10 protein-coding genes are annotated in these 14,866 nt (G+C 45.4%); 2 read left to right on the forward strand and 8 right to left on the reverse strand.

What is annotated here, in order from left to right; genetic code table 11:
• Positions 1-40: 40 nt before the first annotated feature.
• Both ACXAC1_RS11325 and ACXAC1_RS11330 read right to left on the reverse strand, forming a co-directional pair.
• Complete coding sequence (locus ACXAC1_RS11325) at positions 41-1,957, reverse strand: TonB-dependent receptor domain-containing protein (RefSeq protein ID WP_475061560.1); 1,917 nt, start codon at positions 1,955-1,957, stop codon at positions 41-43.
• Between the two features lie 19 nt (positions 1,958-1,976).
• Positions 1,977-3,035 (reverse strand): MBL fold metallo-hydrolase, encoded by a 1,059-nt coding sequence (locus ACXAC1_RS11330; RefSeq protein ID WP_475061561.1) that lies wholly within the window; start codon positions 3,033-3,035, stop codon positions 1,977-1,979.
• Positions 3,036-3,148: 113 nt separating this feature from the next.
• Between ACXAC1_RS11330 and ACXAC1_RS11335 the strand changes: the two genes are divergently transcribed.
• Together ACXAC1_RS11335 and ACXAC1_RS11340 are read left to right on the forward strand one after the other, a co-directional pair.
• Complete coding sequence (locus tag ACXAC1_RS11335; RefSeq protein ID WP_475061562.1) at positions 3,149-4,048, forward strand: LysR family transcriptional regulator; 900 nt, start codon at positions 3,149-3,151, stop codon at positions 4,046-4,048.
• Between the two features lie 254 nt (positions 4,049-4,302).
• Positions 4,303-4,938: a LysE family translocator gene (locus ACXAC1_RS11340; protein ID WP_475061563.1), complete on the forward strand. Its 636-nt coding sequence runs from the start codon at positions 4,303-4,305 to the stop codon at positions 4,936-4,938.
• Between the two features lie 60 nt (positions 4,939-4,998).
• Here ACXAC1_RS11340 and ACXAC1_RS11345 read toward each other — a convergent pair whose 3' ends face one another.
• The 6 genes from ACXAC1_RS11345 to prpD all read right to left on the reverse strand — a co-directional run bounded on the left by ACXAC1_RS11345 (position 4,999) and on the right by prpD (position 14,567).
• Positions 4,999-6,612, reverse strand: coding sequence for a TRAP transporter large permease (locus tag ACXAC1_RS11345; protein WP_475061564.1), 1,614 nt, complete (start codon positions 6,610-6,612; stop codon positions 4,999-5,001).
• A gap of 17 nt (positions 6,613-6,629) precedes the next feature.
• Complete coding sequence (locus ACXAC1_RS11350) at positions 6,630-7,307, reverse strand: TRAP transporter small permease (protein WP_475061565.1); 678 nt, start codon at positions 7,305-7,307, stop codon at positions 6,630-6,632.
• Between the two features lie 138 nt (positions 7,308-7,445).
• Positions 7,446-8,438 carry a TRAP transporter substrate-binding protein gene (locus ACXAC1_RS11355; RefSeq protein ID WP_475061566.1) on the reverse strand — a complete coding sequence of 331 codons (993 nt, stop codon included), beginning with the start codon at positions 8,436-8,438 and terminating at the stop codon, positions 7,446-7,448.
• Positions 8,439-8,673: 235 nt separating this feature from the next.
• A complete protein-coding gene (locus tag ACXAC1_RS11360) occupies positions 8,674-10,692 on the reverse strand; it encodes a GNAT family N-acetyltransferase (protein WP_475061567.1) in 2,019 nt (672 codons plus the stop codon).
• 102 nt (positions 10,693-10,794) lie between these two features.
• The gene (locus tag ACXAC1_RS11365; protein ID WP_475061568.1) at positions 10,795-12,834 is read right to left on the reverse strand and encodes a methyl-accepting chemotaxis protein; all 2,040 of its coding nucleotides are present in this window, start codon (positions 12,832-12,834) and stop codon (positions 10,795-10,797) included.
• 248 nt (positions 12,835-13,082) lie between these two features.
• Entirely contained in the window at positions 13,083-14,567 is a 1,485-nt protein-coding gene (gene prpD, locus ACXAC1_RS11370) for a 2-methylcitrate dehydratase (RefSeq protein ID WP_475061569.1), read from the reverse strand.
• Positions 14,568-14,866 lie beyond the last annotated feature (299 nt).

Here is a 14,866-nt window from a genome sequence, read left to right on the forward strand (position 1 = left end):
TTGTCAGTAGCCAGCCCTCTCGGGCTGGCTTTTTTTTTGACTAGAAGTGGTATTCTGCTGATCCCCAATAGGTTCTGCTTGCATCAACAAAGCCATATTCGTCAAAGCTGAACGTTTCATCTGTGGCGTTATCTATACCTGCTTGCAGGATAAAGTGCTCAGATAGATGGTATTGTAAGCCAAGATCAATCATTGAATAGGAAGGTGCTTGCGTTTCCGTGTTGGAAGATAAGCCAGTGTCTTGAGATTCTTTCCCGCGAAATTCATAAGTCACCCAACTTTTAAGTTGATCATTTACTTGCCAATCAAAGGAGGCGGCAAATAAGTGAAGGGGCATTTGTGTCAAAGGTTTCCCTTTATTATCCCCAGATAACTGCTCAGATTTGGTATAGGTGTATGTTAAACGCGCTTCTAACGTGTTCGTTAGTCGATTTTTGGCGCTGAGTTCGAAGCCCTGAGTCTTGGCTTTATCAACATTGGTGTAGTAACGAGCATCCTCATCTGAACATAAGCTACTTGGGCAGTCCGTGGTGATGATTTTATCATCGAAGCGGTTGTCAAAGAGTGTCGCAGTTGCTGTGAAATCGGAGACTTGGTATGTAACACCTATTTCTTTACTTAAAGAAGTCTCGGCCTGTAATTCACTATTGCCGTAAATATCACCACCGCGACTTTCTTGTCCCCATTCAGACGTCATTTGACGAAGCTCCGGCGCTCGGTAACCGGTTGCAATGCCTGCTTTAATGACCCATTGAGGATCGAGATACCAGTTAGTAAAGACACGAGGGCTGACTTGGGCATCATAATGCTCATTTTTATCCAAGCGCGCACCCGTTGTAAGCGTTACGCTATCTGCAAGGAACCACTCATCCTCTGCATACACCGAGTATTGATCATTGCTGAGAGAGTTCAGGTCTGAGGCGTCATTCGTATCATTATCTATCAGTGATGCATGACTTGCACCTACTCCTAATGTGGTAATGTGTTCATCACTTGGTAGTACCCAGCGGCTATCAAAAACGGTGTTAGTGATCTCGATATCGCGCCCATTATTTCGCGTTGTTTCGTGCTGCAGGTAGGTCGTGTCTTCCACTTCTTCCCATTGGCCATGGTGAGTGATTGAGAATGACGTTTTATCATTATCGGTTTCACTGTCGCTTCGAGCACTGCCAGCAGCAGAGTGGCCAATACGAGTGGTACGAGTTTGCTCACTATGCATCATCGCTAACTCAAAATCGTGATCGTTATTAAGCAAATAGTTTACCTTGGCATGGTAATTTTGCAGTGCTTTCTCTGGTGTGCCGCGAGCAACGTCGTCCTCATCTTGTTCGAGGTAGCGTGCTCCAAAAGTTAAATTTAGCTTATCTTGAATAACAGGACCTGAAAGGTAGAGCTCGCCTTGTCGCGCCTTACCATATTGACTGTCTTCAGGGATGCTCACTTGAGTACGTAGGCTGCCGTGCCAGTTGTCGTTGACCTTTTTGGTAATAATATTCACCACGCCACCCATCGCATTTGATCCATACAGGGTTGACATCGGCCCACGAATCACTTCGATTTGCTCAATGGACTGTAGAGGGGGAAGCCATTCTTGGTCCAATCCGCCACCGCCATTTGGCTGAGATTCTCGTGAGGATTGGGGACGTCCATCGACTAATAACAAAGTATACTTACTTGGCATACCGCGTATGCTGATGTCTTTGCCTGATGCGCCTCCTGTGGCGAAGACACCAGGTACATGGGCCAGAACATCAACAACGTCTTTATAAGCGCCTTGGGAGATTTGTTGGGCATCAATTACGGTGATACTGGCAGGGGCGTCGACTGTTGTCTGATCATAGCCTGAGGCTGACACCACCATTTCCTCCATAGCGATAGTTTCTGCATGGGCAACTCCTGTTAGGCTTGTTAAAGCTAATGATATTGCAATAGAAAGAGCACTTTTTTGCTGAGTCATGTTTACACCAATAAATAGATTATGAGTTATCTTTTAGACGTTGTTGGTAACGTTCGACTTTGATTGCCTGCGCCATTGAGCAGTCTCGTAGTAGCTCAAAGGCAGACAATGCGTTGTCATCAACAAATGGATGCTTAGCACCTAATTTACGTTCAGTAAGCGCCTTAATGCGTTCAATGCTGTTATCACGAGTTGGATGGTTGGATAAGAATACATCGACCCCTTTTTCTTCCCCGAGAGCTCGTAATCGTTCAGCTGAGTTGGCATAAAGTTTGATTCTCTCAACCTGAGGACCAAAGTTTAAGCCAGTTCCTCCCCATAACGCGCCATAATGTGTGTCGTCGCCATCTCGCAGAGGCATGATCATAGATAAAGTACCAAGGGTATGACCTGGGGTGACGTAGAGCTCGAGAGTGGTATCACCGAGTGTAATATGATCGCCATCATTGACAGTGACATCGCGATTTGGCGCTTTACCCCATTTCGGGTTGTTGATTTCTTGGACAGGCTTTTCCAGCTCACTCCAATCACGATCACTCATGACGACTTTCGGTGCAAATTTGGACACTAAGTATTCTTGCCCACCATAGTGGTCTCCATGGGCGTGGGTAATGACTAGGTAACGTATGTTTTCAGGATCTAGGCCAAGCTCGTGCATCCCCTTAACGATGATGTTTTCCGCCTGGTTATTGGAGTTCATAGCATCGATAAGAATGAGTCCTTCGGAGGTCTCAAGGATCCAGCTAGCAACACTGCGATTGCCGACAAAATATAAATTATCAAACACTTGCGTCGGTTTTACGTAGGAGCGAGCGGCACGGTCGGCACGCTCCTCATCTGTTAGGGTACGTTTTGAGCTGCTCTTCGAGCGAGAACCTGCTTTTTTCAAGGGTTGTTCTAAGGAACATAGAGAAGCCAACCCAGGATAGTTTATACCTGCTTTTAGCCCAGACTCAGCTAATGCTTCAGGTGTTATACTTGGCTCTTGTGCTGAATTAGCAAAAGCAGTTATGCAGCTAGATGCTAGGGTCGCTGCAAGTATTAGCTTACGTGGTATTTTGTGAGGGAAAGTGCTCATTAAATCTCCATGTTAGTAAGATTGGTTATTATTTCAATTCTCACATAAGCTTGGTTGAGAATGTAGGAACGATGCGTTCCTAATGCTTCATCGGAACAATAAAGGCGTGGCATATGTACGATATGAATGATTTAGTGAGTTTCGTAAAGTTAGTAGAATGCGGCTATCTTACGGAAGCGGCTAGGGCCTTGGGCGTTTCTAAATCCACGCTAAGCCGCCGCATTACGCATCTAGAAGAAACCGTAGGGCAGCCTCTGTTATTGCGTCAGTCGAATAAAATGCACGTTAATGAGGCGGGGACTACGTTTTATCCGCATGCTAAAGCGATTTTAGAGGCTGCTCAAAAGGCTCAAGAACAAGTGGACCACTTAAAGGATGTAGTATCTGGAGAGCTGCATGTGGGGATTTTCTCTGGCCTCATTCGCTCTTGGTTCCCAAAGGAATTATTGGCGTTCTCTGAGCAATATCCTGATGTACAAATCAACTTAAAGTCAGTAAGACAATTCGAAGAAGCAAAAGAGTGTGATGTCACGATTTGGCTTGGTGCGACTCACGCGAATCATTTAAAAGAAGAAATGATAGGCCGCTTAACTTGTAGTCTTTATGCCTCAAAACAGTATTTGTCTAGGTACTCATTACCTATCAGTATTGATGAGTTAGAGAGTTTAGACTGGGTTAATATGCATCACTTTTACCAGCCTCAGGGAGATATAGCACTGGCTCACGCTGGTGATGGCACTCGGGTTATTAATATTGCTAAGTCGAAAATATGGACTGATCAGATTACCATGCAATTAGAAAGCATAGTTCGAGGTGAAGGTGTTGGGATCTTGCCAGACTATATGGTTAATATGCGAGAGAAGCATCACCCGGGAGACTTATCAAAAGTCCTTCCTGAATGGTTGCTTCCACCTTTGCCTATTTATTTATTATACCCATATGGTAGTCAGCCTAAGCGTGCATTGACGTTTTTGAGTCATTTTCGTAAGGCAACCCAAAAAATCTTATCTTAATTAAATTCTATAAATAAGCGCTCCTAGAGACGCTTATAACATTACAGGGACTCGTCAGGGAAAACTGCTGGTGCAATGATAATGAGAGGAGTAGTTGGCTCCATAAACTGATCATCAATCATAGCAGGATTTAACTGCGATGAGGAAATTGAACCTGTTGATACCAACTCTATTTTGGGGGGGCTCGCTTGCTGTTCTGAGTCCTTAGCCGTGTGTTTGATAGCACTTAATCAGCCTACATTGAGGGATTAGAAATGTTGGATGCTTCCATTCTTAGCGTGTTATTGATTGTGTTTGTGGGCCAAGCAAGTCCGGGGCCTGCTACTTTGTCTATCGCTGCGACAGCTATGGGGCAAAGTCGTGGTCATGGGGTGGCTTTGGCCTTTGGGATCTTAACGGGCTCGCTAATTTGGTCTGGGTCAGCAGCATTGGGGCTGGCAGCTTTGATGATGCATTTTGAGTGGGCGGTGGCGTTACTCAAATATGTCGGAGGGGCCTATTTAATTTGGTTAGGTTATCGCTCGTGGATGTCCTCACGGAGCGTGGCTCCGAAGGACGTTGCTGTTGAGCCTGTCCATGGAACGTCTTATCAACGTAGCTATTGGAAAGGTTTTGCTATCCACATAACCAATCCTAAGGCGATCATGATGTTTGCTTCTTTGTATAGTTTTGGCCTACCTGCGGGGGCAACTTCTCAAACCGTCTGGCTTATTTTTGTATTGGTGGCCATGCAAAGTGCTTTAGTGAACATAGGCTATGCGTTTTTGTTTTCCACGCCGTCCATGCGAAAAGGCTATATCAAGTTGAAACGTCTCTTAGATCAATTGGTTGCGGTGTTTTTTGGTGTTGCAGGCGGTAAGATGTTGTTGACTTCCAGTGGGCAAAATTAGCCATAAAAAAAAGCGCCCCGAGAGGCGCTTAAAACATGACAGCACGCTGCCATAAAAGGATTACTGAACGATTTCAGGGCCCATGATTGCGTAAGGCAATGCGGTAGAAAGCGCTGGGATGTAAGTTACCAAGATCAAGAATACGAACAATACCGCTACGAATGGCATAGCTGCTTTTACCACGCGTGCCAAGCTCATACCGGTAATCCCGGAGGTTACGAATAGGTTTAGACCGATCGGCGGTGTGATCATACCAATCTCCATGTTCACAACCATGATGATACCTAGGTGGATTGGGTCAACGCCCAGTTCCATTGCAATTGGGAATACAACAGGCGCTACGATAACCAGTAGACCAGATGGCTCCATGAACTGACCACCAATCAATAGCAGGATGTTAACTGCGATTAGGAATGTGAACCAGTTGAAACCAACGCCAAGCATCCACTCAGTGATCGCTTGAGGAATACGCTCTGCTGATAAGGTGTGTGCGAACAACAACGCGTTTGCGATGATGAACATTAGCATGATGGTTGTTTTAGTGCCTTCAAGCATTGTCTTACGAGTTTCATCACCGAACAATGCAGGGAAGAAGCCACGTGCCATCAACGAGAAGTTACGCCCCCAAATTGGCATACCTTGAGCGATACAGCTTACAAGACCATCTTCAAGCTTCGCGCCACGCTTAGACACGTAGAACAGAGCTAGAACAATCGATAGCACTAGACCGATTAGCGCTCGAGTACCTGCAGTCATTGTTTCGCTGTCAGACAATGCGAAGAATGACATGATTTCCCATACTAGGAAGAATGATACGCCGTACACGGTACCGTTGAAGCCAACTCGTGCCGCTGCTGAATCGCTTTCGTTTGTCCAAGTTTGGCCTTTAAGTGGGCCCATATCACGGTAAACAAATAGTGCGATAAAGATCGAATAAACTGCAGCAACTACCGCAGCTTCGGTCGGTGTAAACGCACCACCGTAAATACCACCCATGATGATTACTATTAGGAACAGACCCCAACCAGCGTCCTTACCACCACGAACTAGGTTTCCAAAACCTTTCCATTCTTCCGCGGGTAGGTTTTTAATACGTGCTACGACGTAGATCGCTAGCATCAACATACCACCAGCCATCAAGCCAGGGATAACACCAGCAAGGAACATACGACCAACAGATACGTCCGTTGCTGCAGCGTAAACCACCATTACGATGGATGGTGGGATCAAGATACCCAATGTACCCGCGTTGGCAATGATGCCTGATGCGAACTCTTTTGAGTAACCCACTTGGCGCATACCTGCGATGGCAATAGTACCGATGGCAACTACGGTTGCTGGAGATGAACCAGACAATGCCGCGAACATCATACATGCCAAAACAGAGGCCATTGCTAGACCACCACGGAAGTGACCTACGGATGCGATAGCAAAGTTAATCAAACGTTTTGCCACACCACCGGTCGACATAAATGACGACGCCAAGATAAAGAATGGAATCGCAAGTAGAGTGTAGTGCTGCCCTGCACCAAATAACGAGATGGCTACCGATGACAATGAGTCATGGGAGAAAAATGTAATAAATAGAATGGACGATAAGCCCAAAGAAATACCAACAGGCAGCCCGATAAAGAGCAGCGTTAGTACCATACCAAATAAAATTAAAGCTTCCACGATATGCTCCTAACCGACTAGTCTTTTAATGCGCCTTTGTTCTCTTCAACAAGCTCTTGCGCTTCGTGACCACTGATCAACATGTCGCGTTTACCTGTTGCAATCGCCCAGAAGGCTTGCAGAGAACGGTACGAAAGTAATGCCAAACTGATTGGCAGAATCACTAGAACTAACCAGCGGTGTACACGAGGTTTCAGGTCAAACATTTCAACCATGAAAGTAGGGTAACGTAGCTCTTCTTGGCCTAGACCAATACGCCACATTTTGTACCAGTACTCAATTGCACCACCACGTACATCAACACCCAACATAGCGACCCAAGTAGAATCTAGAAGGATTAAGCCGTAAAGCATTGCTCCCGCTGCGCCGATTAAAGAAAGTACTTTACAGGTGCCTTTTGGCACGGCGTTTAAAAGAATGTCCACCCCAAGGTGAGAGCCTGTTTTGATGCCGTAGCTCATGCCTAGGAGAATCAACCACGAGAACATGACCGTATTGAATTCAAGCGCTGCTACCCATCCTGTATTGAAGGCGTAGCGAGCAATCACCTGGCCGAATGAAACAACCATGATTGAAGAAATAACTAAAACCAGTAGGTTTTCTTCAAATCGTTCCATGAATTTTGGAAAACGTTTTTCCAGCACCCAGAGCGCTAGAATAAATATTAATAAGTATAAATGAGGCCAGTATGCCATGGGGTACTCCTAAACATCGAAATGCAGCGTAAAAAGGCCTTTCACACCAGTGCTCACGGGTGTGTTAACGCTTTAGTGAAAGGCTCGAAAGTGCTAGCTCCTGAACGGAGCTAGCACTGCTGCTCGGTAGTGCTTGGCTTATGCGCCAGCTGCAGCGTCGATTAGATCTTTACCGATATCGCTTTCAAACTGTTTCCAAACAGGTTTCATTGTTTCAACCCATTCAGTACGTTGTTCTGGCGTTAAGGTATTGATCGTACCGCCTGCTTTAAGAATGTTTTCGCGGTTAGCCGCTTCTTTCGCTTTTACTGATTGGTTAGCTTCTTGAGTCACGGCATCAGCAATCGCTAGGAATTGAGTACGATCTTCATCGCTTAGGCTTGATAGGAATTCAGAAGAAGTCATGAACAAGTAAGCAAGCAACTGGTGGTTTGTTTCTGTGATGCTGTCCTGTACTTCGTAGAACTTCTTAGTGTAGATGTTTGACCAAGTGTTCTCTTGACCGTCAACAACGCCTGTTTGTAGTGCGCCGTATACTTCAGAGAAAGCCATTGCTTGTGGTGATGCCCCCATAGCCGCGATCATTTGTTTAGCAACGTCAGAAGTTTGTACACGGAATTTAAGGCCTTCAGCATCGCTAGGAACCATCAAAGGTTTGTTTGCGGAGAAGTACTTCATGCCAGACATCCAGTAACCTAGACCAACGAAGCCTGCATAATCGTCCATCTCAGTTAGAAGGGCTTTACCTTCTGGAGTGTTGGTGAAGCGGATCGCGTGATCCATGTCTTTAAAGATAAACGGTAGGTCAAAAACACCGTATTTAGATGTGTATGAGCCAAACTTAGACAGAGAAGGTGCAAGCAGCTGAACGTCACCTAGCAGAAGTGCTTCAAGCTCTTTGGAATCACCAAAAAGAGTCGAGTTAGGGAAAACCTCGATACATAGCTTGCCGTCCATTTCTTTGTTTACACGATCTGCAAAGCTATTTGCCGCAACCACTTTAGGGTGAGTGGTACCACCTGTTACGTGGCTGAATTTTACAACGCGTTCACCTGAATCACAGTTAGCTGAAGCTGTTGTTGCTGTGAAAGCAAGAGCGGCAGTAGTCAGTGCAAGGCTGATTTTTTTCATGTTTATGACTCCAAATTTGAGTATTTATTATTGTTAGCTTGGTCATGGCCAAACATGCAACGCAATTCGGTTGTTGCTACTCACACTTATTACACATTTTGTGCCAATTCCTTAAAATGTTTTTAAATCATTGAAATTATTGACTAATTTCATATTTTGTAGGTTTTGTAAGTTAGGATAGATTTGAAAGCATGAGCGGGCATTCGCCCACGAGGGAATTTTGATGGGTGGATATTCACCCATTTTCAAGCGAGTTCAGTTGAAGCGAAATGATGTGTTTCAGTTGTTGGTAAAAAGCTTTTTTGCCTGAGAAACCGAGTTTGTGGGCGTCTCTTTCTGTCACTGTATTGATGGCGCAGCCCAGTAATAGCCTGTCATCCGCTGAATTAGAGCGTAATTGTCCCTGTTGCAGTCGTTGCATCGTGAGTCGTAAAAGGGCTGGTCGAATGGCATCAAAGGGACGATGATGTTGGCAGAAGTAGGTCAAATCTGACACATCTTTTGTACTCATTTTAACAATGTGTGGTTTTTCCCCCATCGTAAGTGTTGAGTGAATTGATAGAATAAGCTCAGGACTTAAATCCCTGAGATTTAAGCATAATGTCTCTAACCAACCTCTGTGAAAACTTTGAGACCAAGCTTTGGATAGCTCTTGTGACGCAGGATTAAGGCCTTTTAGCATCATTAATGAATATGCGCCGCTGGCTTGATCTTTCCCTGTACCTAAACGCACGCCTGTAAAATTGGCTTGGCGCCAAAAGTGGGTGACATCCACCGTGGCCGCGAAACTGGCGGATAAAAAGTCTACCTTCTGTTGCTTCGCATCGTGTTCGATCATATTGAGCAACTGACTACCGAGGCCCTGTCGTTGAACATCTTCGGAGATGGCTATCCTACTAATGCGCCAATAGCGATATTGACCAGCTTCTTGAATTCCTTCATGGGCGAGTAGAGATTGCGGTATTAAATGCCCTCTAGGGCGGCGAGTGCCTTCCATAACCGCTTGGCTTAATTGTTCTGGCAATTCGCCTTCTGCTGTCACGAGTGCCACGCCAACTAAGCGCTTTTGTTCATAGAGGCAATAAGTCAAAACACTTGGGTCGTCAACCATCCATCGCTTATTCTCTGGAGATGTTTGATAGTGTGCACTTACCAACAAGGCGAAGGCTTGGTCAAGGAGGCTTGGGTAAGAAAGCCACTCTTTACCCTGTAGACACTTGGGCTGATCTGGGCATTGGTTAGTAACTTGGTACTCCTTAAAGAGTAGTGCATCAAGCCAGTTTTCCAGTGGGTCATTTTCCCCCCACCTTAAAGGCGCTGCCATCGAGTGCTCATAACAGCTTTTGTTTAAGGTGTTTAAGTAGTGCCTAAAGCGAATGCCAAAGCCTCTTCCAGAGCCTTCATAGCCATAATCAGTACTGCTAAAAACCACTCGGTCGGCAAGCTCACACATTTTTTTAAGCATTGGTAAGGGAATACTGGCTGCTTCATCAATGACCAGCAAATCAAATGATTGGTTTTGTTCTAATAACGCATCAGGGGCAAAGAATGGTACTGAAGAGCTGCTAAGCTCGAAAAAGTGTTGTTCTAGTGAGGTTAAGTTCTGCAGGCTAGAGGCGGTACAAGCCACGTTGAAAGATTGTGTCTGCGCTAAAGAGATTAATTCTGCTAGCGCAAAAGATTTCCCTCGGCCTCGTGGCGCAATTAACAGGTGGTTTGCCGGTGCTTCACTCAATACTGAGTGAATAAAACTTTGCTGTTCAGAAGTAAGTGTTTGAGTGCTTGGTTCATACACGGACAGCTGCTTAGGCCACTGCTCCGTAAATGGTGAGGTTTCACTGTTAATTCGCTGCCAAAACAATTGCTTAAAGGTGCTGGGTGTTGTCTTTGACTCTAATGGGAAGGGCAGAAAGCGTGCTAATTCATGATCCTCTTGTAAGCGCCAATTTTTGCCTAAATGCACAACCAGTAATCCACCGCCTTTGATAGTGCCCGCTAAAATAGACAAAGCAGACAAATGCAGCCCTTGGGAAAGGTCGAGTAAAATGGCGTCGTAGTTTTTACCGAGTTGCCTGTTTAAGCCCTTAAAGTTTACATGCTCAACATTAGCTAACTCTAAGGTATTCGTGCTTTGTGTGGATACTATTAAGCTATTCGATACATGGCTAAGAGCATGGGCAAAATGTTCAAGGCATTCAGTCCAAGTAAGTTGGCTGAGAACACAGTGGCGGTGGGCATAACTAGATGTGGGCATGAAACTCTCAAACATAAAAAAAGAAGCCCAACATGAGCTTCTTTTTATGATACCTGCAACATTGTCTGGAGCAAGTATTAAGCGAAAGTAGCCAATTGAAGGTTAGAGCTTAAATCGGGTTAGGTTTTCCCTTAACTGTTCAGCTAAGCGACTAATTTGTTTACCTTCTTCGAGCGATCTTTGTGCTTCTTCAAACGTTTTATTAGCAACCGACTGAAGCTCTTCAGCGTTGCCACGAATTTGAGCGGCAGCAACGCTTTGTTCTTCTGTCGAAGCAGCGACATTGGAAACTCCCTGTGAAACGGAGTCCATTGCGCCATTAATACTGCTTAAAATAGAGCCCGCTTGAGTTGCTTGTTCGACACAGCTGCTGACTTGATCTCGTCCCTGTTTCATGGTGTCAACAGCTGAACGGCTTCCCTGTTGAAGGTGTGAAACTACAGCTTGAATTTCTTCGGTAGATTGCTGTGTGCGTTGAGCAAGTACACGTACTTCATCTGCGACCACTGCGAATCCTCGCCCTTGCTCTCCCGCGCGAGCCGCTTCTATGGCTGCGTTCAAGGCCAACAAGTTAGTTTGCTCTGCAATTTCATTGATGACATTAACCACATTACCGATATTCTCAGTACTATTTTCGACCTCTTGAATGGTCAGGGCAGCGTTGTCAAAGGAAGAAGATAAATTCGCAACGGTTTGCTCCACTTGTTTAGTCGCTTGGTAGCCTTGCTCTGTGGTCGAGTTTACTGAAACAGTGACCTCTGATACCTCAGTAGAACTCTGTGCTACTTCTTCAATTGATACTGACATTTGCTCAACTGCTGAGGCGACTTGTGCGCATGAATTAGAGCTATTGGTTGCAGAGCTGATCAACTGTTCATTAGCATGGGTAATCGCACTAGCGGAATGCATCAACTGTTGACTGCTTGATTGAATGGCTTTGATAAGATCCATTAGGCCGTCGCGCATATTCTGCACAGAACGTTGTAGGCGATGTGTCTCATTTTTACTATCGGCACTGACTTTGTCTTTGAAGCGATAGTTTAAATTACCTTCACCAATTTCTTTCACGCCATATGCGATCTCGCGTAGTGGACGAAGAGCTGAGCGGATATAGAGCCATAGTGCAATAGATAAAGCCGTTGCAGCCAAGGCGCAAATACCTGCCACAAAGTAAAGGATTCCCATGATTTCTTGGTCGTATTCTGATGAGTAGGTTTTAATTGCTACGACCCAGTCCCAGCCATTAACACGCTGGAAGATGGCTTTTGATTCTTGTGCTGTTTGATCCTTGCCGGCAACTTTAATCGTGTAATGAATCACACCAGAATCAGACTGATACATCTTTTGGAATTCATTACGAATATTAGGAAATTCTTGGTAAAGATTGCTGCCTTGTGCGGTTGGATGCACCAATAATTGGCCTTCGTTTTGACCAGTATCGGTGACATATGCGTAGCCGCTTTTTCCAAAGGTCAGCTGACTAATATCGGTTTGAATACTTTTTAGAATCTCATCATAGCCAAGACCGATGTATAAAATAGCGATGGTTTTTCCTGATTGAACCACCGGGGTGTATTGAGTTATGTAATGTTTACCAAATAAAGAGGCTTTACCGACAAAAGGTTGGCCATTCAAAAGCTTTTGATAACCAGGATGCTCTTTACCTAAGTAGGTGCCGATAGCTCGTTGACCTTGTTGATCTTTCAAGGAGGTGGTCACGCGAAGAAAATCATTGCCGTGGCGCACGAAGATAGTGGCCGTAGCGGCGGTAGCCGCTGTAAATCGATCAACAATATCAAAGTTTAAGTTAACGGTTTCACCATTAAATGTTAACTGGGGGCTGTCAATTGACTTGACCTGAATATTCTTCGAAGCATCTATTTCTAGGCCTTCAGCCAGTTGGTCGACAAATACATCAGACAACACGCTAGTTTGATGCGTAATGGAGCGATATTCAGCTTCTAGTTGTTTCGCGATCAAGTTGACTTCTACTTTCTGATGATCTGTAACGACTTTCGTAAGCTGATTCTCAAATAGCATTTGTATAGCGACAATTAAAACAGAGAAAATAAGTATGACTGCAAACAGCGCCCCAATGGCAAGCTGTGATGGGAGCGAAAATATACGAAAGCGTGCAAGCATGGCGGGAGTCCTTACAATATTAATGTCCAATAGCGAGAAATTATAATTTAAAGATTATGAAAATCATTCTCATTAAAGCGTTAAAATTGTAATAAATCCTTCTTATGTTAACAATTTGCTAAAAAGTAATAGATGTTACCGTATACATTGATGCTGATTTATACAGCATTGAGTCCGCCTCCTAAATTATATGAAACAGAATGTAACTTAATTGAATGGCAGCTCATTTTAATGAGCTGCCTAGTAGGTTAAATAACAAACAAATCCATAAATGAATGCACGGCCGTTTGCTCTAATTCTGTTTGATTTTTACACAGGTCAAAAATCTGCTGACTGCGAGCAGAAGGGAAGCGTGTCGCCAAGTTAGCTTTAAACTTCTTCTCTAATAATGGAATGCCTTCTTCACGACGGCGGCGATGACCAATAGGGTATTCTACAGAAACTTCTTCGGTTGACGTGCCATCTTTAAAGAACACTTGGATGGCATTGGCAATAGAGCGTTTGTCGGCTTCTAAGTATTCACGTGTAAAGCGCTCGTCTTCAACGATTTCCATCTTGTCACGTAGCTTATCAATGATCGGATTAGCCGCGTGGAAATCATCTTCGTAATGCTCCGCCACCAAGTTACCAAACGCCAATGGCACAGCGGCCATGTACTGTAGGCAGTGGTCTCGATCGGCGGCGTTAGCCAGTGGTCCGACTTTGGAGATGATACGAATGGCCGATTCGTGGGTGCGAATGACGATCTTCTCGATTTGATCCAAGCGATCTTTCACTTGTGGATGCAAGGTGACGGCGGCTTCCGCCGCGGTTTGTGCGTGGAACTCCGCTGGGAAGGAAATCTTAAACAGCACGTTTTCCATTACATAAGTGCCGTAATCTTGGGTGAATTTAAACTCTCTATCTTCAGGAGATTTTAATTGCTGGTCTTTGTTGGTTTTCGAGAATGACACATCGTAAAAGCCCCATTGTGGCGCCGTTAGCACACCAGGAATGCCCATCTCACCGCGCAAAGACATATCTGCTAGGCGTACTGCACGTGAGGTTGCATCGCCTGCGGCCCAAGATTTTCGCGAGCCAGCGTTCGGTGCATGGCGGTATGTACGAAGCGCTGAGCCATCAACCCATGCTTGGGAAATCGCTGCCATGATCTGCTCGCGGTTACCCCCCATCATTTTGGCCACTACGGCAGAAGAGGCCACACGCACCAAAAGTACGTGACACAATCCCACACGGTTAAAAGAGTTCTCAAGCGCAATCACACCTTGAATTTCATGGGCCATGACCATGGCTTCTAGTACGTCACGCATTGTCAGAGGTGCTTCACCGCGCGAAACGCGTACCTGAGACAAGTGATCGGCAACCGCCAAAATACCGCCTAGGTTATCCGATGGGTGGCCCCATTCCGCCGCCAGCCAAGTATCGTTGTAATCCAGCCAACGGATAATACAGCCGATATCCCACGCGGCTTTGACTGGATCTAAAGCAAACGATGTACCCGGTACACGCGCACCGTTAGGTACCACTGTGCCTTGTACCATCGGGCCAAGATGTTTAGTACATTCTGGGAAGCGAAGTGCTAACAGACCACAGCCTAATGTATCCATCAAACAGTTACGGGCAGTATCGAGGGCTTCTTGGCTTTCAATTTTGAAATTTAAAACATAATCCGCGATGTCTTGGATCACCTGATCGTATTCAGGGCGGTTATTTAAATCGACATTTGCACTCATGGTGGTTCCTCTGATTCTTTTGGCTCTTTCCATAGGTGAGAGGCTGCAATGGGGCTTTCAAGCACTCTTAAGCACGCGCCATGGATGGCGCAAGAGGGCGCTCTATCAGGGATGATTACGCGCCCGGCGTAGAGTGTTGAAAGGCCTCTAACACTAGGTTTGGTTGTTTGTTGCTCGATGCTTAGCCTTTTCTGTGAAGGCATAAGCACCTTGTCTGTTAACTCTGTTACTCAGTTGAACTTCGAGCTTGATGCTTTTACGCCGGTCGGATGGGGCGTCCTGCCCCAACGACCTACCGC

This window comes from Marinomonas sp. AWM4_232, from assembly GCF_056158325.1.